Origin of the sequence: Streptomyces sp. NPDC126510, assembly GCF_040302345.1 — a bacterium.
In the GTDB taxonomy this organism is placed as follows: domain Bacteria; phylum Actinomycetota; class Actinomycetes; order Streptomycetales; family Streptomycetaceae; genus Streptomyces.
Map to the genome: position 1 here is coordinate 142,399 of NZ_JBEORR010000022.1, position 20,344 is coordinate 162,742.

At 71.3% G+C, this 20,344-nt stretch carries 15 protein-coding genes and 4 pseudogenes; 7 read left to right on the plus strand and 12 right to left on the minus strand.

The window, feature by feature from the left end:
• Nucleotides 1–3 precede the first annotated feature (3 nt).
• Together ABTX60_RS28455 and ABTX60_RS28460 are read right to left on the minus strand one after the other, a co-directional pair.
• Nucleotides 4–2,235: a serine/threonine-protein kinase gene (locus tag ABTX60_RS28455; protein WP_352099867.1), complete on the minus strand. Its 2,232-nt coding sequence runs from the start codon at nt 2,233–2,235 to the stop codon at nt 4–6.
• Between the two features lie 61 nt (nt 2,236–2,296).
• Complete coding sequence (locus tag ABTX60_RS28460; protein ID WP_352099868.1) at nt 2,297–3,145, minus strand: oxygenase MpaB family protein; 849 nt, start codon at nt 3,143–3,145, stop codon at nt 2,297–2,299.
• A gap of 172 nt (nt 3,146–3,317) precedes the next feature.
• On the opposite strand from ABTX60_RS28460, the gene ABTX60_RS28465 reads away from it, so the two are divergent.
• Complete coding sequence (locus ABTX60_RS28465) at nt 3,318–4,829, plus strand: ABC transporter substrate-binding protein (protein ID WP_352099869.1); 1,512 nt, start codon at nt 3,318–3,320, stop codon at nt 4,827–4,829.
• Between the two features lie 5 nt (nt 4,830–4,834).
• Nucleotides 4,835–6,592: an ABC transporter permease subunit gene (locus ABTX60_RS28470; RefSeq protein ID WP_352099870.1), complete on the plus strand. Its 1,758-nt coding sequence runs from the start codon at nt 4,835–4,837 to the stop codon at nt 6,590–6,592.
• A 117-nt stretch (nt 6,593–6,709) separates the two neighbouring features.
• On the opposite strand, the gene ABTX60_RS28475 is transcribed toward ABTX60_RS28470, so the two are convergent.
• From ABTX60_RS28475 to ABTX60_RS28510, 8 genes are all read right to left on the minus strand, one after another.
• Nucleotides 6,710–9,082: a glycoside hydrolase family 65 protein gene (locus tag ABTX60_RS28475; protein WP_352099871.1), complete on the minus strand. Its 2,373-nt coding sequence runs from the start codon at nt 9,080–9,082 to the stop codon at nt 6,710–6,712.
• Nucleotides 9,079–9,954 carry a universal stress protein gene (locus ABTX60_RS28480; protein WP_352099882.1) on the minus strand — a complete coding sequence of 292 codons (876 nt, stop codon included), beginning with the start codon at nt 9,952–9,954 and terminating at the stop codon, nt 9,079–9,081. The genes ABTX60_RS28475 and ABTX60_RS28480 overlap by 4 nt, the downstream gene beginning before the upstream one ends.
• Before the next feature lie 158 nt (nt 9,955–10,112).
• Nucleotides 10,113–10,790: a helix-turn-helix domain-containing protein gene (locus tag ABTX60_RS28485; RefSeq protein ID WP_352099872.1), complete on the minus strand. Its 678-nt coding sequence runs from the start codon at nt 10,788–10,790 to the stop codon at nt 10,113–10,115.
• Nucleotides 10,791–10,812: 22 nt separating this feature from the next.
• Nucleotides 10,813–11,886 (minus strand): zinc-dependent alcohol dehydrogenase family protein, encoded by a 1,074-nt coding sequence (locus ABTX60_RS28490; protein WP_352099873.1) that lies wholly within the window; start codon nt 11,884–11,886, stop codon nt 10,813–10,815.
• A gap of 953 nt (nt 11,887–12,839) precedes the next feature.
• Nucleotides 12,840–13,211, minus strand: coding sequence for a VOC family protein (locus ABTX60_RS28495; RefSeq protein ID WP_351368425.1), 372 nt, complete (start codon nt 13,209–13,211; stop codon nt 12,840–12,842).
• Between the two features lie 1,593 nt (nt 13,212–14,804).
• The gene (locus ABTX60_RS28500; protein ID WP_352099874.1) at nt 14,805–15,686 is read right to left on the minus strand and encodes a helix-turn-helix transcriptional regulator; all 882 of its coding nucleotides are present in this window, start codon (nt 15,684–15,686) and stop codon (nt 14,805–14,807) included.
• Nucleotides 15,687–15,755: 69 nt separating this feature from the next.
• Nucleotides 15,756–16,550 (minus strand): SDR family NAD(P)-dependent oxidoreductase, encoded by a 795-nt coding sequence (locus tag ABTX60_RS28505; RefSeq protein WP_352099875.1) that lies wholly within the window; start codon nt 16,548–16,550, stop codon nt 15,756–15,758.
• Between the two features lie 206 nt (nt 16,551–16,756).
• On the minus strand, nt 16,757–17,011 hold the full coding sequence (locus ABTX60_RS28510; RefSeq protein WP_352099876.1) for a hypothetical protein: 255 nt from the start codon (nt 17,009–17,011) through the stop codon (nt 16,757–16,759).
• 521 nt (nt 17,012–17,532) lie between these two features.
• On the opposite strand from ABTX60_RS28510, the gene ABTX60_RS28515 reads away from it, so the two are divergent.
• The 3 genes and pseudogenes from ABTX60_RS28515 to ABTX60_RS28525 form a co-directional block, all read left to right on the plus strand.
• Nucleotides 17,533–18,219 carry an HAD-IA family hydrolase gene (locus ABTX60_RS28515; protein WP_352099877.1) on the plus strand — a complete coding sequence of 229 codons (687 nt, stop codon included), beginning with the start codon at nt 17,533–17,535 and terminating at the stop codon, nt 18,217–18,219.
• Nucleotides 18,220–18,226: 7 nt separating this feature from the next.
• A pseudogene (locus ABTX60_RS28520) lies at nt 18,227–18,402 on the plus strand (IS5/IS1182 family transposase); the annotation flags it as partial.
• A gap of 3 nt (nt 18,403–18,405) precedes the next feature.
• Nucleotides 18,406–19,227, plus strand: a pseudogene (locus tag ABTX60_RS28525) (alcohol dehydrogenase); the annotation flags it as partial.
• Between the two features lie 142 nt (nt 19,228–19,369).
• Here ABTX60_RS28525 and ABTX60_RS43310 read toward each other — a convergent pair.
• Nucleotides 19,370–19,606: pseudogene (locus ABTX60_RS43310) on the minus strand (hypothetical protein); the annotation flags it as partial.
• Here ABTX60_RS43310 and ABTX60_RS28530 point away from each other — a divergent pair.
• Complete coding sequence (locus ABTX60_RS28530; protein ID WP_352099878.1) at nt 19,547–19,735, plus strand: hypothetical protein; 189 nt, start codon at nt 19,547–19,549, stop codon at nt 19,733–19,735. The pseudogene ABTX60_RS43310 and the gene ABTX60_RS28530 sit on opposite strands and share 60 nt — an antisense overlap.
• Nucleotides 19,736–19,929: 194 nt before the next feature.
• Here the strand turns inward: ABTX60_RS28530 and ABTX60_RS28535 are convergent, their stop codons facing one another.
• On the minus strand, nt 19,930–20,187 hold the full coding sequence (locus tag ABTX60_RS28535) for a hypothetical protein (RefSeq protein WP_033314328.1): 258 nt from the start codon (nt 20,185–20,187) through the stop codon (nt 19,930–19,932).
• A gap of 80 nt (nt 20,188–20,267) precedes the next feature.
• Here ABTX60_RS28535 and ABTX60_RS28540 point away from each other — a divergent pair.
• Nucleotides 20,268–20,344: pseudogene (locus tag ABTX60_RS28540) on the plus strand (IS5/IS1182 family transposase); the annotation flags it as partial.

Below are 20,344 nucleotides of genomic sequence, written 5' to 3' on the forward strand. Positions count from 1 at the left end.
GGGTCAGCGTCCGGCCGCGGCCCGCTGCTCGCGCAGGGCCGCCACTCTTCGGTACAGGGCCATGGCCTCGGCGCTGCGGCCGAGCTGTTCGAGGCAGTGGGCCTCGTCGTTGCGGCTGGCGAGGGTGTCGGGGTGGTCGGCGCCGAGGACGCGCTCGCGGGCGCCGGCGACGCGACGGTACTCGGTGAGCGCGTCGGCCCAGCGGCCCAGCCAGCCGAGGCCGACGGCGACCTCGCGGCGGCTGACCAGGGTGTCCGGGTGGTCGGCGCCGAGGACCTGCTCGCGGAGCGCGGCCACGTCACGGGATTCGGTGAGGGCCTCCTCCCAGCGGCCGAGCCGGCCGAGGTTGACGCAGCGGCCGTGACGGGCGCGCAACGTCTCGGGGTGGGTGGGGCCCTGGCTGCGGGTGCGGTCGGCGACCAGGCCGCGGTAGAGGTCCAGGGCTTCCGCGCTGCGGCCGAGGCGGCCCAGGCTGATGCCGATCTCGTGCCGGGCGGCGAGCGTGTCGGGATGGTCGGGGCCGAGGGCCCCGCCACGGGCCTCGGCGACGTCCCGGTAGGTCTCCAGGGCTTCGGCCCAGCGGCCCAGCTGGCCCAGCGTGTAGGCGACTTCGTAGCGGGTGACGAGCGTGTCGGGGTGGTCCGTGCCGAGCACGCGGGCGCGGGCGTCGGCCACCTCGCGGGCCATGCGGTACGCGTCCTCCAGGCGGCCGAGCCGGCTGAGGTTGAAGGCGAGGTTGTGGCGGCAGCGCAGGGTGTCGGGGTGGTCGGGGCCCATGAGCTGCTCCCGGGCGGAGAGCACCGACGTGTAGACGCGGTGGGCGTCGAAGGGGCGGCCCAGCTGGCCGAGGACGTAGGCCATCTCCTGGCGGGCGGCCAGGGTGTCGGGGTGATCGGCGCCGAGGGTGCGGATCCTGGCCCCGGCGACGTGCTTGTACTCGCGCAGGGCGTCCGTGGATCGGCCGGTGCGGCTGAGGGTGAAGGCGACCTCGTAGCGGCTGGAGAGGGTGTCGGGGTGGTCGGGGCCGAGGAGGTGCTCGCGTTCGGCGGCGACGGCCCGGTGCACCTCGCCCGCTTCCGTCCAGCGGCCGAGCCGGCCGAGGCTCAGTCCCGCGTTGTGCCGGCCGGCGAGGGCGGTCAGGACCTCCGTGGGCGGGGCGGGCCGCTGCGCGGGGACCGGTTCGGCGACGACGGGGCCGGTGGCGGGCCGTGCGATCCACTCGCCGGACAGCCCGGCCGCCGGGTCCGGTGGAGTGGTGCGCAGCCCCGTGCCGGTCGCCTTGTGGCCGGTCGTCATGCCGCGCGTCCAGGACGGCAGCCGGGCCGGGCCCGCCGCCCCGCCGGGGGCCGGGCGGGCGGCCGCACCTGCGGGCGCGTACGCGGGCGCGGCCCGGTGGGCGCTGATCCGGCGGGCCAGTTCGCGGGCGTCGCCGGGGCGCTGCGCCGGTTCCTTGGCGAGCAGGTCGAGGATGATCCGCTCCAGGTACCCGGGCAGGTCGGGCCGGTGCTCGCGCGGCGGGTGGGGCGGGGTGTCGCGGTGGCCGACGAGGATCGCCCAGGCGTCGCCGAGGTCGAACGGCGGTACGCCGGTGGTGATCTCGTAGAGCACGCATCCGAACGAGTACAGGTCGCTGCGCTGGTCGACCTCGGTGCCGGCGATCTGCTCCGGGGACATGTAGTGCGGTGTGCCCATGGCGATGCCGGTGCCGGTCAGCCGGGAGGTGAAGCCGATGTCGTGGCCGAGGCGGGCTATGCCGAAGTCGCAGATCTTCACGGTGCCGTCGGCGAGCCGCATGATGTTCGCGGGCTTCAGGTCCCGGTGGACGATGCCCTGTTCGTGGCAGTAGGCGAGGGCGGCGGCGACCTGCTCGGCGATCTCCTCGACGTCCGCGACGGGCAGCGGGTGCTGCTTGTTGTCCTCCAGGAGCTGGCTGAGGTTGCGGCCGTCCAGGAGCTCCATGACGAGGTGGAGGACGCCGTCGGACTCGCCGAAGTCGTGCACGACGGTGATGCCCCGGTGCTGCAGCGCGGCGGCCACCCGGGCCTCGCGGCGGAACCGCTCCCGCAGGACGCGGGTGAACGCGTGGTCGTGGTTCGGGCCCAGCGGTTTGAGGCACTTGACGGCGACGTGCCGGCCCAGGGACTCGTCCCGGGCCCGCCACACCTCGCCCATGCCGCCCCGCCCGATCAGATCGAGCAGCCGGTACCGGCCCTGGATGAGCCTGTTGTCCCCCATCTCGCGCGACGCTCCCCCCGGTAGCTGTCCGCCCGCCCCTCGGCCCACCCAGTATGGCGGCCTATCGTCCGAGTTTGTACGGTGCCGGGCGCGCGTCGGGGCCGAGCCTCGCCATGGCACGCAGAATGTGTTTGGGCGGGAGTTGCCAGCGCACACGTGCGGGAACGCGGCGCAGCAGGAGGCCGGCGAGGCGCAGTTGACGGGTGACGGCGGCTGGGGCTGGGGCCGGTCTGCCGTACAACTCGTGGGCGTACGGCGGCAGGGAGGCGTACGCCAGGTGTGCCACGCGCCGCCATAGCACCTCGCGCGCCGGTACCAGCAGCGGATGCGTCGGCGGGCGGAGCAGGAAATCGTCCACCTCACGTGCCTCGGGCCCCGCGGCGAGGTCCGGGCGCACCTTCTCGAAGTACGCGGCCAGCTCGGCCCGGTTCCCCGGTACGGCGTCGGGGTGGAGGCCCACCAAGCGCGCGCTCTGCCGGTGTTCGGCGATGTAGCGGTCGGCCTCCGCGTCGGTGAGCCGGAATCCGGACCGGCGTGCGACGTGCAGGTACGAGTCGATCTCGGCGCAGTGCACCCACATGAGCAGGGCGGGTTCGTCGACGCCGTAGCGCTCACCGGTGTCGGGGTCGGTGGCGGTCAGCATGCGGTGGATCTTCCGGACCCGGGCGCCGGCGCGTTCGGCGGCCTCGGTGGTGCCGTACGTCGTCGTGCCGACGAAGCTCGCGGTGCGCATCAGCCGGCCCCAGGCGTCCCGCCGGAAGTCGGAGTTCTGCATGACCCCGCGGACCGCGCGTGGGTGCAGGGCCTGGAGGTAGAGCGCCCGGACGCCCGCGATCCACATCACGGGGTCGCCGTGCAGCTGCCAGGTCACCGATTCCGGACCGAACAGCCCCGGGTCCGCGCCCGTCATACGCCTCACCTCCGCCCCGGCGGACACGATGACACAGGTCGAACAGCGGGTCGAGAGGCTCTCGTTCGAACCGTGACCGTCCAGTCGTTGAGCATTCACCTACCCGGTGCGAGTTTGGTAAGGCTCGCCTTATATGCTGACGCCGCCGATCTCCCGCACGACAGGATCCGACATGCGCACCACCTCCCGCGGCCTCATAGCGGCGCTCGCTCTCACCCCCCTGCTGGCCGGCTGCTTCGCGCCCGGCGAGAGCGACACCGGCGCGGGACCGGGCGGGCGGCTGCGGGTCGCGCTGGCCGTGCCGCCGGTACAGGCGCTGTCCCCGTACAGCAACGACGCCACCGTACTGAGCAAGCTGTCCGTCGCCGAGGGCCTCACCGCCCTCGACAGGAACGGCAGGGCCAAGCCCGCTCTGGCGACGTCCTGGAAGCAGCAGAACGACACCACCTGGACCTTCCAGCTGCGCAAGGCCGAGTTCCAGGACGGCACCGAGCTCACCGCCCGGGCCGTCGTCAACGCACTCGACCACGCGAACGCGGCCAAGCCCAAGCCCCGCGTCCTGAGCGACGTGTCACTGACCGCCGAGGCCGAGGACGCCGACACCGTCACCCTCACCACCAAGTCGCCCGACCCGGTGCTGCCGCTGCGGCTGGCCAGTCCCGCGCTGGCGATCCTGTCGGCGAAGGCGTACGCGAAGGACGGCGCCGTCAGTCCCGTCGGCACCGGCACCGGTCCGTTCGAGATCGCACGGCTGAACGGCAAGACCAAGGCCACGCTCGACCGCTTCGACGGCTACTGGGGCGGCAAGGCCAAGGCACCCGGCATCGACGTCAGCTGGATCGCGGACGGGACGGCCCGTGCCAACGCACTGCGCGGCGGCGAGACCGACATCGCCGAGTGGATCCCCACCGCCCAGGCGAAACTGCTCGACAAGGGGACCCGGCACGAGGTCCCCTCGGTACGCACCGACAGCCTGATCCTCAACACCGGCGGCGGCCTGTTCGCCGACGCCGGTCTGCGCGCCGCCGCCCGCGAGGCCGTCGACGGCTCCGCGCTGGTCGACTCCGTCTTCGGCGGCTACGCCGACGCCGCGCAGGGCCTGTTCGGGCCGGCCGTCCCCTGGGCGGCCGGCAAGCGCGTCGAGGTGACGGGGCGTGCCAAGGCCGCGACCGCCGCCGAGGTGAGGACCGGCACCAAGGGCAGGACACTACGGCTCGCCACCTACACCAACCGGGCCGAGCTGCCCGAGGCGGCGACCGTGCTCCAGCAGCAGCTGGAGAAGGCCGGGTTCACCGTGAAGCAGGACGTGCGCGAGTACACGCAGATGGAGGGCGACCTCCTCGCCGGGAAGTACGACGCCCTCGTCTTCTCGCGGGTGACGCTCCTCGACACCGGTGACGCGGTCGACTATCTCGCCAGCGACTTCACCAGCGACGGCGTCTACAACATCGCCGGCCTGAAGAACGCCGCGGTGGACAAGGCCATCCGTGCCGCCGCAGCCGAGCGGGACACCGCCGGGCGGCAGGAGAAGATCATGCGGGCGGAGGCGGAGATCCTGCGCACCGACGCGGTGGTGCCGCTGGTCCACGAGCAGGCCGTGCAGGGCATCGCGGACGACGTCGAGGGTGTGATCCTCGACCCGCGCGAGCGGTCCCTGATCGACGTCGACACCCGCCTCAAGTAACCCGCATGAGCCTCACGCGCACTCCCGCCGCCGCCCGCTCGTCCCTCTGGACGGCGGCGGCCGGCCGTGTGCTCGCCGGTACGGCCCTGTTCGGCGCGGTGGCCCTGCTCCCCTGGCTGTCCGGGGCCGACCCGGCCCGTACGGTGCTGCGCGCGCGTTCCGCCGACCAGAGCCCCACGCCGACGGAACTCGCCGCCGTGCGCCACCAGTTGGGTCTGGACGAGGGGCCTTGGGTCCATCTCGCGCACTGGCTGGGCGGCCTGCCGCGCGGCGACGCGGGCGTCTCGTGGGTCTCCGGCGCACCGGTCATGCGGCAGGCGGGGACGGCCCTGTCGGTCTCCCTGACGCTGATGCTGGGCGCGTTCGCGGTCACGGTGCTGGTCGCCGGACTGGTGTGTGCCCGCACGGTGTTCCTCGGGTCCCGGCGCCGGCTGCGGCAGGACCGGGCGGGTACCACGGCCGCCGTCCTCGCGTCGCTGCCGAAGTTCCTGCTCGCCTCGGTGCTGGCCACCGTGTGCGGGGTGTGGTGGGGATGGTTCCCGTCCAGCGGGTGGGAGGGGCCGCGGTCGATGGTGCTGCCCTCGCTCGCCCTCGGCATCCCGTCGGGCGCGATGCTCGGCGGCATGCTCGACCAGGCGCTGCCCGCCGCCTTCCACGAACCCTGGGCGCGCACGGCCTACGCCGTCGGGCTGCCGTCCGGCCACATCGGCAGGGGGGCGTTGCGCCGCACCCTGCCCGGCGTGTTGCCCCAGCTGCTGCCGACCGTCGTGGCCCTGGTCGGTGGTGCGGTGGCCGTGGAGAAGATCTTCGACATCCCCGGACTCGGCCGGCTCGCCCTGGACGCGGCCGTCGCGCAGGACCTCCCGGTGCTGCAGACCGCGACCCTGGCGCTGGTCCTGCTCGGCGTCGCCGCGGGCGTCCTGATCCGGGCCCTGCGTCACACGCTCCTCGGGCGGCCCCTGCGTGACGGCGCCCTGCCGGCCCTGCACCGGCCCCCGCTCACCGTGCCACGCTCCCTGCGCCTGCTCACCGCGGCCTGCGCCCTGCTCCTGCTCGCCCTGGTGACGGCGGGTCTCCTGCGCGATCCCCTCCAGGTCGACACGGCGGCGCGGCTGCTGTCGCCGTCTGCCGAACACCCCCTGGGCACGGACGCGCTGGGCCGTGACCTCTTGGCCCGGCTGGGCCACGGGGCGCTGCGCACGGCCTGGGTCGCCCTCGTCGTGACAGCGGTCAGCGCCGTCACCGGACTGCTGCTGGGCATGGCTCCGAGGGCGAGCGCGGGCCCCACCGAGGTCGTGTCCACCCTGCCCGCCGTTCTCGCGGGTCTGCTGATCGCGGGCGTGACCGGACCGTCCGTGTGGGGCGCCGCCTGCGCGGTCTGCGTGGTCGGCTGGAGCCCGTACGCCGCCCAGACCGCGGCCCTGCTGGAACAGGAACGCGCGAGCGGGCACATCGCCGCGTCCGTCGCGCTCGGCGCGGGACGGCTGCACCTCCTGCGCCGCCACCTGCTGCCCTCGGTGGTCCCGGCCCTCCTGCGCAACGCCCTGCTCCGGCTGCCCACGACCGTGCTGGTCCTGGCCTCCCTCGGCTTCCTGGGCCTGGGCGAACAGCCGCCCACCCCCGAGTGGGGCCGCCTGCTGTCGGAGAACCAGCCGTACGCCGAACTGGCCCCCTGGACCGTCCTCGGCCCGGCCGCCGCGCTGGTGGTGCTGTCCGTACTGGCGGTCACGGGCAGCGTGCTGGGACGGCGGAAGGGCGAGTAGCACGCGCTCCGGCCGGAAGGAGTCACCGGCCAGGGCGTGTGCCGCTCACCCTTCAGGCGGGGTGCGTCTCGTCGTTCACGTATCCGCGCCCGTGAGGGCACCCGCGTGCGGCCGGTCTCAGCGCTCCGTGAGAACCAGCCGGCACGTCTCCCCCGGTTCCACCCCGACCGCCCGGTCGGGCAGCTCGACGTCGATCGGCGGGAGGCCGGACGGCGGCACGGTGATCTCCAGCCGCCCGCTCGTCAGCCGCAGCCGTATGCCCCAGTGGCCCTGGTAGCGGATGGAGAAGCCGTACGAGGACAGCTCCGGCAGCGGCACGGGGTCCAGCCACAAAGACCCCGCCCGGGTCTCCAGACCGGGCAGTCCCCGCTGGACCAGGTCGAGGGTGCCGGCCATGGCACCCAGGTGGATGCCCTCGCCGGTGGTGCCGCCCTGCAGGTCGGCGATGTCGCCGCGCAGGGCCTCCTGGCAGTACCGCCATGCGTCGGCCCGTCGGCATCGCGCCAGGACCCAGCCGTGGACCAGTCCGCTGAGGGTGGAGCCGTGGCTGGTGCGGGCCAGGTAGTGGTCGACGGTGCGCCGCCAGGTCTCCTCGTCCAGCCGGTGGCCCAGCCGGCCGAGGAGGCCCTGGAGTTCGGACGGCGAGAAGAGGTAGCCGAGCATCAGTACATCGGCCTGCTTGGAGGCCTTGTAGCGGTTGGCGCTGTCGCCCTCGGCCTCCAGGATCCGGTCCAGGCGCCGGATGTCGCCGTAGCGTTCGCGGTAGGCGGCCCAGTCGAGTTCGGCGAGGTCGCCGTACCCCTCGAACTGGCTGATGACCCCGTCGTGGAACGGCACGTGGAGCGTGCGGGAGACCTCCTGCCAGCGGTCGGGTTCACCGTCGTCCAGGGCGATGCGTTCGACGAGTTCGCGGCAGCGCGGTTCGGGCAGGGTGCGCAGCACCTCCAGGGCGCGGGCGAGGACCCAGGCCGCGGTGACGTTGGTGTACGCGTTGTCGTCCAGTCCCGGCCGTGCGGCACCCGGGTAGGCATCGTGGTACTCGTCGGGTCCGACCACGCCCCGGATGCGGTGCCGCCCCAGGTTCGCGTCCCAGGTGGCCGAGTCGGCCCAGAAGCGCGCGATCTGGACCAGGGTCTCGGCGCCCTCGGTGTGCAGGAACTCCGCGTCGCCGCTGGCCTCGCAGTACTGCCACACGTTGTACGCGATCGCCGAACCGACGTGGTGCTGGAGATGGGTGTGGTCGGGCAGCCAGCGGCCCGAGCGGGGGTTGAGGTGCAGCCGCTGGGTCTCCTCCCGCCCGTCGCTGCCGCTCTGCCAGGGATACAGCGCGCCCCGGCGACCGGCGGCCCGTGCCGCGGCGCGGGCCCGGTCCAGGCGCCGGTGGCGGTAGTGCAGCAGGGCGCGGGACACCTCGGGGAAGTGCAGGTTCAGATACGGCAGGACGAACAGCTCGTCCCAGAAGACATGGCCGCGGTAGGCCTCGCCGTGGAGCCCGCGGGCCGGTACGCCCACGTCCAGGTCGGCGGTGTGCGGTGAGAGGGTCTGCAGGACGTGGAAAAGGTGCAGGCGCAGGATGGCCCCCGCTTCCCCGGGGACGTCGATCTCGGCCCGCCGCCACAGCCGACGCCAGGCCGTGCGGTGTGATGCCAGCAGTCCGTCGAAGTCCGGTGCCGCGCCCACCCGGTCCACGGCTGCCCGCAGCGGGTCGCTGATCGCCGGATCGCGTGAGGTGTGCAGCGCGACGGTCTTGTCGACGGTGACGGTACGGCCGGGGGCGAGGGCCAGCGTGGCGCGCTGTACGGCGCGTGCGGGTTCGGGCACGTCCGTGATCGGCTCCCGGGCCGTCAGCCGGGCGGCCATCCCGATCCGGATGTCCGAGGTGCGAGTGCGGCAGCGCAGCCACGCCGTGCCGGGTACGGCGGTGCCGGTGTGCACGTGGGTGAGGTGACGGCCGTCCAGGTCGCGGTAGCGCGGCACCCCGGCGTTGACGACCGCCCCGTCGAGCGCGGCCTCGATCTCCAGCTCGCCGGTGAAGTTCTCGGCGGTGACGTCGGTGCGCAGCGCCGCGAGGTGCGGATCGCCCATGTGCACCAGCCGTCGCTGCCGCAGGGACAGCGCCCGCCCGTCTCCGAGGGCGTACCGGGTGCTGCGCTCCAGCAGTCCCGAGTCCAGGAGGAGGATCTGGCGGTGGTCGAGGACGGTCACCGAGTCGGGGGTGAGCCACGGCCCGCCTGCCGGGCGGGCGCGCAGGGGAAGCCAGTTGGGGAGGTTGACCAGGTCCTCGTTCTCGACGCGGCGTCCCGCGACCTCGGAGGTGAGGCGGTTGTAGCAGCCCGCCGCGTAGGTGCCCGGGTAGTGCACGTCGTCCGCCGTGCACTCGGGCAGCGCCCCGCGGGTGGCGAAGTAACCGTTGCCCAGCGTGCACAGCGACTCCCGCAGCCGTTCCTCCGCGGGGCGGTACCCCTCGTACGCCCAGGACCGGTCCGTCACGGGAGCGGCTCCCGCTCCACCTGTTGCGGCACGACGGTCACCGGGCACGCGGCGTGGTGCAGCAGTGTGTGGGCGACCGTGCCGAGCTGGAGCCCGAAGTGGCCCTGGCGGCGTCGTGCTCCGACGACGACCAGGTCGGCCGCGGCCGAGCGGTGCACGAGCACCTTGCGGGCCGGGCCCTCGACCGTGCTGCGGTGCACCCGGACCCGGGGGTGGTCGGCCATGGCGGGGCCGAGCAGGCCGTCGAGTTCGGTGCGGGCCCGCTCCTCGTGGTCCGGGCCGGACGTCTCGGCGGTTTCGTGCGCGGCGCGGCGCCAGGCCCGGACCGCGTCCAGGGCGGCTCCGCGGGCCTCGGCCTCACGGAGGGCGAAGCGCACCGCTTCCTCGCCGGTGGCCGGGTTTCCGGCGCCGAGCAGGATCCGCCGGTGGGTGCCCGCCAGGCCGGCCCGGTCGCCGCGGACCACGATGACCGGGCAGTGGGCGCGGGCCGCGACGGCCAGGCCGACGGAGCCGAGCAGCAGTCCCTTCAGCCCGCCGCGGCCCCGCGAACCGGTGATCAGCGCGGTGGCGTTGTTGCCCTCGTGCAGGAGGGCCTCCGTCGCGTCGGCTAGGAGGACGTCGGTGGACACCTTCACATCGGGGTTGCGCCGCCCGGCGCGTTCCGCCGCGGAGGCGACGATGTGGTCGGCCGGCACCCACCCGGAGGGGCGGTCCGGACCGGTCGAGGGGATGCGGCCTTCGTATCTCTCCCACAGGGAGCCGTGGACCAGCCGCAGCGGAAGCCCGTGGCGGGCCGCCTCGTCCACCGCCCAGTCGATCGCGGACAGGCTGCCCTCGGATCCGTCGACCCCCACGACCAGGGGAAGTTCCATCGTCATCGTTCCCACCGCCTCGTGCCCGGCATGGTGCGGACCCACTCTCACCGTCGCATCCGGGGCAGCCCGGCGCGAGGGGCGAGGTCCCCTGCTCGACCTGTACGCCCCCCTACGGCAGCGGCAGCGTGCTGTGAGCGGCCGGGGCGTCGACGCGTTCAGGCCACGGTGATCCGGCGCCCGGTGACGGTGACGGGTTCGATGCGCAGCCACAGGTCGCGTCGGCCTCCCGCCCACGGGGTGCTGTACGCCTGCTCTTCGAGACGGGCGGCCTCCTCCGGATCCGTCACGGTCGTCGCGGGCCCCCGCACCAGCACGCTCCAGCCCTCGCTGAACGCCTCGTCGATGCGGTCGACCTCGAAGGCGACCCGGTGACCGTCGGCCTGTGCCGGGGCCGTTCCGGGCGCGGTGCGGAAGACGATGCCGCCGTCGACGACGCTGTAGTTGACCGGCACGACGACCGGCCCGGAGTCCGCGGGCACGGCGAGGCGCCCCACCCCGTGTGTGGCGAGCAGGGAGCGGCACTCCGCTTCGGTCAGCTCCGTGAAGCGGGGTGTGCGGGCGGCCCGGCCGAGGCCGGGAGGCAGCTGGGTGTCGCCACCGGTCAGGTGCCACACGGTGGTCTTGAGCGCCCCTGCCAGCCGGAGGAGGGTGCCCGCGCCCGGGTCGGCCGGCGGTCGCTCCTCCAGGTACTGCAGGTAGGCCGGCGACATGCCCGCCCGTGCGGCCGTCTCCTGCCGGCTCAGGCCGAGTTCGGTGCGCCGCTGGGATATCCGCCGCCCGAGGTCGCCCGTCGGGCGGCCTTCCACGGCATGCGACGAGGCCCGTTCGGTCATGACGCGTCACCTCTCTCGTTCGTCAGGCCGCCCGGTAGGGGACGACTTCCTCGTGCGGCTCCTCGCCCAGCACGACCTTGAGCGCCCCGGTGTCGGCGGCCCGGGCGAAGACGTCGTAAGCCTCTTCCATGTGGGTCAGCGGGAAGGTGTGCGTGACCAGGTGCCCGGTGGGCAGGCGGCCTGCCGTCGCCATCCGGAGCAGGGTGGGGGTGGAGTACGTGTCCACCAGCCCCGTGGTGATGGTGACGTTCTTGATCCACAGGTCCTCCAGATGGAGGGTCGCGGGTTTGCCGTGCACACCGACATTGGCGACGTGACCGCCGGGCCGCACCATGCGCGTGCAGAGTTCGAAGGACTCCGGGGTGCCTACCGCCTCCACGACCACGTCCGCGCCCAGTCCCCCGGTGAGGTCCGCGACCAGCTGTTCGGGGCTCTCCCGGGCGTCCGCCACGGCGTCCGCGCCGAGGTGCTTCGCCGCTTCCAGCCGCGCGGCGGCGAGATCCACGGCGACGATGCGCTCCGGCGAGAACAGCCGGGCCGTCGCGACGGCCGCGAGCCCGACCGGGCCGGCGCCGACGACGGCGACGGTGTCTCCGGGCCGTACGTGCCCCCTGAGCACGCCGACCTCGTAGGAGGTCGGGAAGATGTCGGCCAGCAGCACGGCGTCCCTGCCGTCGAGCGTGCTGGACAGCGGGTGCACGGAGAGGTCGGCGTACGGCACGCGGACGTACTCGGCCTGGGTGCCGTCGATCAGGCGGCCCAGGATCCAGCCACCGCCGCCGCGGCACTGGCCGTAGGTGCCCGCACGGCAGGAGGGGCAGCGGCCGCAGGCGGTGATGCAGGAGACCAGCACCCGGTCGCCCGGCCGCACCGTGCGGACGTCGGCGCCGACGTCGACGATCTCGCCGACCGCCTCGTGCCCCAGCACGGTGCCCGGGCGGACCTCGGGGACGTCGCCTTCGAGGATGTGCAGGTCCGTTCCGCAGATGGTGACGGCGTCGACGCGCACGATGGCGTCGGTCGCCTCCTGGACACCCGGATCCGGGACGTCCTCCCATGCGGACTGTCCGGGGCCGTGGAAGACGTAGCCCTTCATGGCGGTACCCCCTGACTGGCGCGACTGACATGTCCGTTTTGCTCCGCAGTTCCAGCTTGGCGCGGATCGGCGGGACGCGCTCGGGCCGACCGGCCCCGGCCACCGGCTCCTCGGGGCTCTGCGGTGGCGTGGCGATCCGGCTGCCTGCGGCGGCTTCCGGGTCCGGGGGCCAGAAGGGACGGATGTACGGCGTGGTCGACGTCCACCACGACGCGATCGGGGTGCAGCGGGGCGGCGTCGGCACGGCCCGCGCGCAGGCAGGCGGAGAGGGTGCCGCTCGTCGCCGGTCTCGTGTACGTCGACGACCCGGGCGCCGAGTCCGTCGGTGCGCGCGCAGTGAGGGCGGCAGCGGCACCGCGGTCAGCATGTGAAGGAGTCGCGGAGGACGTCGTCGAGACGCCCCGTCGTCCGTCCTCGGTCGTCACCCGGGGCTGCGGGCAGAAGGTCCCGCCGAGACGGCTGCGGCGTACGGGCGAACCGACGCGCAGCGGGCGGCCGAGGTCACGACTCGCCCTGCCCGTCACCCCCGGGACGCGGCGGATCGCGGCGAGGGCGTGTCACCCCGCGCCGATCGCGTCGCGGGTGAGGCCGCCCGCGCCGTCGCAACCGAGGACGGCGTCCGCGAGCAACAGGTGCTCGTCACGGATGCTGGGCGCTCCATCGGATGACGCCCACGAGGTCGCCCGGCGCCCGCTGCCCGATCCGGGCTGACGAGCGGCACCTCAGGAAGGCCACCTCATTCCTCCCGCGGCCGGGCCGCAGGCCACGCTGAGGAAGCGCGCCGGCGGAGCGGAGTCGCGGCAGCGCATCCTCGTCACACTCAGGGACTTCGTTCTGATCGGTGCACCTTGGTCGGAGCACATGATCAGACGAAGGCCGCCTCAGCGTCCGGAGAATCACCAGGTCAGCGACCCAGTTCAAGTCATTTCGACGCCGGACCCTAAATGGCAGGGTCAGGCTCCCTCGGGAGTGATCAGGCAGAAGGGATGGCCGACGGGGTCCTCGTAGACGCGGTAACCGATCGGCTTGTCCGAACCATCCAGCAGCGTCGCGCCGAGGGCGAGCACCTGGGCCTCAGCCGTATCGAGGTCCGTGACCATCACGTCGATGTGCATTTGCTGAGGACGCGCGGAATCCGTCCACCGCGGCGCGCGAAAGTCGTCTACCCGCTGGAAGGCGACCACCGGGGTGCCCGCCGCGTTCTGGAGGACGACGAAGTCGCCGGTGTCCGCCTGCCGTGAGAGCGACAGCAGCTTCTCGTAGAAACCGGCGAGTTCATCCGGGTCGGGGCAGTCGATGACAACGGTGTACAGGCGTCCGATCATCCGGCTCACTCTGCCACTGGCCCGCGAGCGGGCCAAACGGCAGGAGCCCAGGTCAGACAACAAGCTGAGCGACCGCAGGACACCACGCGGGACGGTCGCGGGGCAGATACCCAACTGCGTACAGAAGGCTTGCCCACCGCCCGACATGAAATGTCCGTGGGCCGAGGGGCGCGGGCGTCGCTTGCCCGGGCCCACGCTCATCGGACCTGGGTCCGGGCGTGGTAGCGCTCCTGCAGCCGGCGCAGCATGATGCGGCAGTACTCGGCAGCCCAGGTCACTGCGGCCCGGGCTGTCGTGCGCGGCAAACCCTTGACCGCCCACGACCTGAAGGACCCTGGAGAACCCTGACCACCGCGCCGGGTCTCCGCCATGCCCGACCACCGAAATGGCGAGGCTAACTGTTCCCCTTGGCATGGCGGAGCAATAGCAAACCGAAACCCGCCGCGACCAGTGGGGCCACGTGAATGACTGCAGGCCTCGCTCCCATGGCGAGCATAACAATGACCGACACAGCCATGACGGTCGCACATCCAACGAGGAAGTAGGCCAGGATTCGCAGGATTTGCTTGGATTCGTTTCTCATTTACATGTCTCACTTCCGACGCCAACGGGCGACAGCAGCCATTACGAACACAACGACCATTGAGCCAAGGAATATTGGAATCTCTCATCCGCCAGGTATCCAAGCTCCTTTTCCTGAAGCCGGGCCAAGCGCTGATGAGGTGTCAGGCCACCGACCCCGAAAGGCGAGGCAGTCGATGGGGTCTTCTTCGCGTAGCCGAGCGGTCCGCTTGCGATCGGGGTGGCGCCTGCCGACGGAGCCATCCGACCACTGCACTTGCCTTAGTCCGCCAGCGAACCCGCCCATGATCAGTACTGCCGCCGCGTGGCAGTCCAGGGCGAACCCAGCGAGGCACCAAGCACCAGTACCGTTGTGCTACCCGGCCGAGGGCGGCCTGGCGCCGACTCACTCTCCGGTTGCAAGGGGGGCGGCGCAGGAGTGTCCAGCAGCCCAATCAGAATAGATTCAGTGCCTTCTGCCGGAAATAATGAGAGCCCCAAAATAGAATGGCGCATGGCGCATGGCGATGTCGGCGAGATGCCTGGGCTCATGGCACTTTATCGCCGCGCTTCTCGTCGCCGAGCGCACCTCACTTCGGGAATCCACCACCCTTTACCCTCTGAGGCGATCTGAATCACACTCTCTCCCTGAATTGAGCGGGGCGGCGTATCCCCTGCGCCGGGCCGAGGGTTTCTCAGCCCAGCGGTGACGTTGCCGATGCGATACGGGGCATCTGAACCCGGCACAGGCCATTTCTTCAACCGCATGCGCTCGGTGGCGCTCGGGACTACCGGGCAGGTCGGGGCAACGGGCATGGTGGGCGGCCGATCGGGAGGGGTGGATCACGCCACCCCGTCGTGTGCGGCACTCGCCTCGGCGAGCGGGGCTTGCCACGCGACACGCATCCGCCGGGACCGGGCCTGTCGGTCTACCGTTCTCTGTTCGCCGATGTGCTGGTCGGGGCATTGACCGATGGCGCCTGTGACGCGGGTGTGGGTCCGCCGGCGGTAAGGCCCGGACTGCCCAGAAGATCAGCGCTCGCGGTCGTCGTCCGGCATCGTTGAGGGGGCGTCCGTGGCCCAGGCCAGGAGCATCCGCAGGGCGTCGTGCGATGGGCTTCCTGGCTCGGCGGCATACGTGATCAAGGCCTGATCGGGGTCGTCCGTTGCGCGCAGGGTCTCGTATGCCAGTTCCAGATCGCCGACCACCGGATGGTGGAATCGCTTGGTTCCAGAGGTCTTGTCCTGCACCGGGTGCTCGGCCCACCAGTGACGGAAGTCCTCGCTCTTCATCGACAGTTCGCCGATCAGGCTCGCCAACTCAGGGTCCCCGGGGTGCCGTCCCGCGTCCAGGTGGAGGTAGGCCACGTTCTCGCGGGCGCAGGAGGTCCAGTCGGCATAGAGTTCCCGGGACGTCTCGTCGAGGAAGGTGATCCGGGCGATGTTGCGCTCGGCTCGGTGCAAGGGTGCGTAGTCGCCGAAGAGGGCGGCCGCTGCTGTGTTCCAGGCCAGTATGTCCATGCGCCGGCCCATCACCATCGCTGGCATGTCCACCAGATCGTCCAGCAACCGCTGGAGCATGGGGCGTACGCGTTGCGGCCGGGTCGGGCACCGGGGAGCGTGCCGGGCGGAGGGCTGCGGTCGGGCGAGGCGGTGCAGGTGCCGGGTAGCGTCCGCGTCCAGCTGCAGTGCGCGGGCGAGGGCGTCGAGTACCGCGCCTGAGGGGTTGGGCACGCGGCCCTGTTCCATCCGGGTGTAGTAGTCGACGCTGACTCCGGCGAGCTGAGCGATCTCCTCTCGGCGCAGGCCCGCGACCCGGCGCTGGCCTCCGAAATCCGGCAGGGCAACGTCCTCGGGGTGCAGGAGGGAGCGGCGGGTGCGGAGGAACTCGCCCATGTTGATCGCTGTGCTCATACGACGATTGTGGCCGGTCGAATGGATGGCTGCCTGGCCCTGCCGGGGCCAGGCAGCCACCACCCGCCGTCAGGAGGCGGGGATGGCGGTCACAAGGCCGCCGTCGACGGCGATGTCCTGGGCCGTGATGTACGACGACCGCTGGGAGAGAAGGAAGGCCACTGTCTCGGCTACGTCCTGGGCCTGGCCGAGTCGCCTCAGCGGCACCTGGGAGCGGATGGCATCGTGCGAGGTGGGGTCCGGGTTGGCGGCATCGAACATCTCGGTGACGATGTAACCCGGGCTGATCGAATTGACCCGGATGCCGCGCTCGGCAAGATCACTGCCCAGCGTGCGGGCCAGATTGTGGACGGCGGCCTTGGTGGCCGCGTACACCGGTGCGACGGCCAGACCCCGGTGCAGTGTCCACGAGGCGTTGATCACGATGGAACCGCCACCCGACGCCTCGATCAGCGGCAGAACCTTCTGGACCGTGAAAAACACCCCCTTGAAATTGACGTCGACACTGAGGTCGAAGTCCTGCTCAGTGACCTCTCCACTGCGCTGGAACACTCCGACCCCGGCATTGGCGAACACCCCGTCCAGACGGCCGTGGCGTTCACGGATCAGGGCAGCCAAGCGGTCGAGATCGGTGAGACTGGCGGAGTCCGCCCGGACTGTGAACAGCCGGGCACCCTGGTCGGACAATTTGTCCAGTTGTTCGGCCGCGAGGTCGAGGCGGGCATCGTCGCGGCCGGTGATGACGATATGGGCGCCGGCTTCCAGGAGCAGACGCGCGGTGGCCAGGCCAATTCCGCTGGTTCCGCCGGTGATCAGGACGACACGGTTGTGGAAGCCGGTCACATCGCTGTTGCTGTCGGTCATGACCACAGCCTCGCCACCAACCTTCGGGCCAACCAGGCCCAGAACAACCTGGGTCTCCCAGAGCCCCCTTCTGCAGGCAGCCGAGACAGCCACCACTCTGGACGTCCGACAATGCGACACGCACCTGCTGCCAGCAACGTCTGGCAGTGGAGGTACACCACCCACTCGGCGGCGCCACGTAGAGCTGCTGGCAACAATTCTGGTGGTCACCGCCAAGATGCCGAATCCGGGCTGATGGCCCCGTGTTCTCGCACCGCTTCGAACACGTCCTCGAGGCCTGTGATAGCCAGCAACCGGCATAAAGCCGGCCGAGCGCCCGTCAGTACGAAATGCGTCCCGGTTTGCAGGCTGGCCTCCCTGGCAGGTGGGCCCGTCAGCAGGTCCAACTCCCCGACGCCGCCCGGCAGGTCAGTGCCGTCTTCGTGAACGGCCAGCGTGGTAACCGAAGCCAGGCCGCTCATCGTGCGCCTTCCCCGATCACAGTGGCAGAGCCGGGCGCGGCTTCGGCTATGGATGCCCCTGGACCGCTGACGAACTCGTAGGTGCTCTTGCCGCCGCAGATCCGCCTCCGCCTGTCCATGCCTCTCTTGTGCCCTGGCACGCCGGCCTCTCCCCGGACATTCACACTATCGGGCAATCAGCACCGGTGCTCAACAGACCGAAGGGCGCACGCCAGCGTCCGCTGGGGGCGAGACTTCACCAGCTCACTCCCCAGAGCGGCCCTCGCAGAACGGACGACGATCGGCGTGCCGAAGCCGGTGACGAGGCGGACGGTACAAGCCCCCCGCGGGCGCTGGGGGTGCCGCCCCGGCTCGAGCGGAAGCGTGACCAGCCGATCGCGGTAGTCGCCGATTCGGACACCGCACCTGAACGTCCCGCTCCGCGCGGATGCGCGAATCGGGGCCCAGGCACGCCCCGTCATCCGCCTAAGGCTTGTCCCGCAAACTGCCTCCTACTCAGGGCCTGATGGCATGATCGAAGCGTGATCAGTGAACCCGGCCGTCCTGGGGCGTTGAGGTTTGTCCTGTTTGACGTTGATGGCACGTTGATCGACGCCGTGGACAATCAGCGCCTGGTTTGGCGAACGTGGGCAGAGCGATACGGACTGGACCCCGATGAGGTCTACCGAGTGGCGCTGAGGACGAGGCCGATGGAGACCTTCGCGCAGGTTGCTCCGGACCAGGACTCCGGGGAGTGCCTTGCTGCACTGCACGCCTTGGAGGACGAGGATGTCCGGTCCGGTGCCTATACGGCCTTCGGCGGTGCCTCGGAGCTGCTGAGTGCTCTGCGGCCCGGGTCCTGGGCACTAGTGACTTCGAACTATGAGCACCGGGTGCGTGGACGTTTCGCACGGACGGGCTTGCCGGTCCCGGAGGTCCTCGTGGATGCGGCCGCCGTGGCGGAAGGCAAGCCGTCGCCTGTGCCGTATCTGCAGGCAGCCTCGCGACTTGGTGCCAAACCAGAGGACTGTCTGGTCATCGAGGACGCCCCTTCCGGGGTGGAGTCCGGGCTGCGTGCCGGGATGACGGTCTGGGGTGTCAACGCCCCTACGGCGGTGGACGGCGTGCATCGTCACTTCGGCAGCCTCCGCGAAGCGGTCCGCGACGTCCTTGCCTTCGTGTCCGGACCCCGCCCTCACGGGCTGGAGGGATCAGCCGCGATGGAATGATCTTGATGTGGCTGGTGTGATCACGGCGTTGGAGAGCCGTCTTGGATAGTCCCGTTCTCCGGGTTGAGCCCGCGCCAGTTCATGAAACTGGTGACGGCGCTGCGTCGCGAGGGGGTTGACGCGACTCGCCGGGGCAGGCCGTGGAGCCTGCCGCTGGCAGACAGGACACTGCTGGTCACGGCGTAGCGCTCGCGGGACGACGCCCTGACGCCCGACATCACGCTTCAGGGCTGGAGCTCCCGCGGCGAGGGCGGCGCGCGCCTCGCCCGGTACCTGCACGACGGGTCGTTCGCCGAGCTCATGCGGATCCCGACGGAGAACGTCTTTCCGCTTCCCGCAGCGGCGGGGGACGACCCTGCCCGCTGGGCCGCGCTCGCCGTGCACATCATCCCTTACGGCGGGCTGCTGGCCGGCGGGCTCGCAGCCGGTGAGACGCTGCTCGTCAGCGGGGCCACCGGCAACCTCGGCAGCAGTGCGGTCGCGCTCGCGCTCGCCATGGGGTCGGGCCGCGTGGTCGCCCCGGGCCGCAACCGGGCCACGCTCGACCTCCTCGCCTACCGGTTCGGTCCGCGTCTGCGTCCGGTCCCGCTCACCGGGGACGAGGCCGGCGACCGTGCGGCGATGTCCGCGGCGGCCGACGGCCCGATCGACATGGTGATCGACCTGCTACCGCCGAGCGCACCCAGCTCGGCAGCGCGCACGGCAGCCATGACCGTGCGTGAATACGGCCGCGTCGTTCTCATGGGCGGCGTCGGCATGCTCGGTGGCGACGACCTCGCCCTCCCGTACCCATGGATCATGCGCAACTCGATCACCGTGCGCGGCCAGTGGATGTACCCGCGTACAGCGAACGTCGGCATCATCCGGCTCCTCGCCTCGGGCACCCTGGACCTCGCCGCCGAACGGGTCCGGTCGTTCGGCCTCGACGCCGTCAACGACGCCGTCGCGTACGCCGCCTCCCATGGTGGCCCGTTCGACCGCACTGCCCTCACACCACCGGCTCGCTGACGAGACCGACAGATCCCCACATGTCAGCGCCACGCCCCCCGCCCTCACGAGGGCAGGCCGCCACACTGCTGCTGCTATTTCTCGTGAACGATCATGAGCCTCAAGATCACCAACTGCTGCCCGAACGGACGAACATACGTTGCTATTTGAAATGAACGAAGCCACCCCAGGGCGCAAACGGCGTCCACCAGGGGTGCCTTGGGATCAGACAGGAGGGAACCGACTGAAACGGGCCGACGCGCGATGTCACTGGGCACAGGGCGCCTGCGGCCGGGGTGGAGGCGGTGAAGCTGTAGCAGCCGAGCAGGCTCAGGCTGCGGTGCTTGAGCGGGGAGAGCCGGGTGGTGTTGTCCTCGTCCCGAATCTCGTGGCCTTCGGCCTCGTTCTCACCGCCGTCGTGCTCTGGAAGACCCGCTACGAGGAGGATGCGCTCGGCGATCCCGAGGGCGCGGGCCTGTACATGAGGTCAGTGCAGGGGCTTTTCGCCGACAGGAGTGGGGAGACGTAGGTGGGTTGGCGCTTGTTCGCGCGGGCGAGTGCGCGCTGCGTGGCTCGAGCACATATGGCCTCGATGTGCGGCTGCACGCCGACAACCTCGCCGGGCCGCAGGCGACGTCCGCCGCGCCTTCGAGTGGCTCTCGACCACCACCTACGGGGCCGCCGCGCGGCGCGCTGGATCGAGTGACGGCGCACCCCGCCGCATCAGTCCTCCTCGTCGTCCCCGAAGGAGAAGTAGACCCTCAGCCCGTAAGGCTCGTCCTCACCGTGAAAGACCTTCCACGAGGTGTCGATCACGTTGATCTCCACACTGTCGTAGCCCGCAAGCCATCGGGCGGCCTTTGCGAAGGGCTCCGTCGGATTGTCGCTGGTGAACAGCATCGAAGCCATCGGCTGGACCGGGTCGACATCCCAATCCAGGTCGCTGGGAACGAGCAGACAAGTATCCGGGTCGTGCTTCATGCGTACCCCTTTTGCGTGCTGTGCCGACGTCGCTACCTAAAGGGTGTTGCAGAAGGCTTGGCGGCGGGCATTTTGCCTGTATGGGTGGGGTGTTGAGGGCTGAGCCGGTGTGGGTGGAGACGTTCACCGGGTTGCCGATGGGGCGCTTTGAGAAGCT

Excerpts from the sequence above, each read along its gene's own strand:
- ABTX60_RS28500 (WP_352099874.1), bottom strand. The coding sequence starts at position 15,686 with ATGAGCACAGCGATCAACATGGGCGAGTTCCTCCGCACCCGCCGCTCC.
- ABTX60_RS28470 (WP_352099870.1), top strand. The coding sequence starts at position 4,835 with ATGAGCCTCACGCGCACTCCCGCCGCCGCCCGCTCGTCCCTCTGGACG.
- ABTX60_RS28465 (WP_352099869.1), top strand. The coding sequence starts at position 3,318 with ATGCGCACCACCTCCCGCGGCCTCATAGCGGCGCTCGCTCTCACCCCC.
- ABTX60_RS28490 (WP_352099873.1), bottom strand. The coding sequence starts at position 11,886 with ATGAAGGGCTACGTCTTCCACGGCCCCGGACAGTCCGCATGGGAGGAC.
- ABTX60_RS28535 (WP_033314328.1), bottom strand. The coding sequence starts at position 20,187 with ATGAAGCACGACCCGGATACTTGTCTGCTCGTTCCCAGCGACCTGGAT.
- ABTX60_RS28510 (WP_352099876.1), bottom strand. The coding sequence starts at position 17,011 with ATGAGCGGCCTGGCTTCGGTTACCACGCTGGCCGTTCACGAAGACGGC.
- ABTX60_RS28480 (WP_352099882.1), bottom strand. The coding sequence starts at position 9,954 with ATGGAACTTCCCCTGGTCGTGGGGGTCGACGGATCCGAGGGCAGCCTG.
- ABTX60_RS28460 (WP_352099868.1), bottom strand. The coding sequence starts at position 3,145 with ATGACGGGCGCGGACCCGGGGCTGTTCGGTCCGGAATCGGTGACCTGG.
- ABTX60_RS28485 (WP_352099872.1), bottom strand. The coding sequence starts at position 10,790 with ATGACCGAACGGGCCTCGTCGCATGCCGTGGAAGGCCGCCCGACGGGC.
- ABTX60_RS28505 (WP_352099875.1), bottom strand. The coding sequence starts at position 16,550 with ATGACCGACAGCAACAGCGATGTGACCGGCTTCCACAACCGTGTCGTC.
- ABTX60_RS28455 (WP_352099867.1), bottom strand. The coding sequence starts at position 2,235 with ATGGGGGACAACAGGCTCATCCAGGGCCGGTACCGGCTGCTCGATCTG.
- ABTX60_RS28495 (WP_351368425.1), bottom strand. The coding sequence starts at position 13,211 with ATGATCGGACGCCTGTACACCGTTGTCATCGACTGCCCCGACCCGGAT.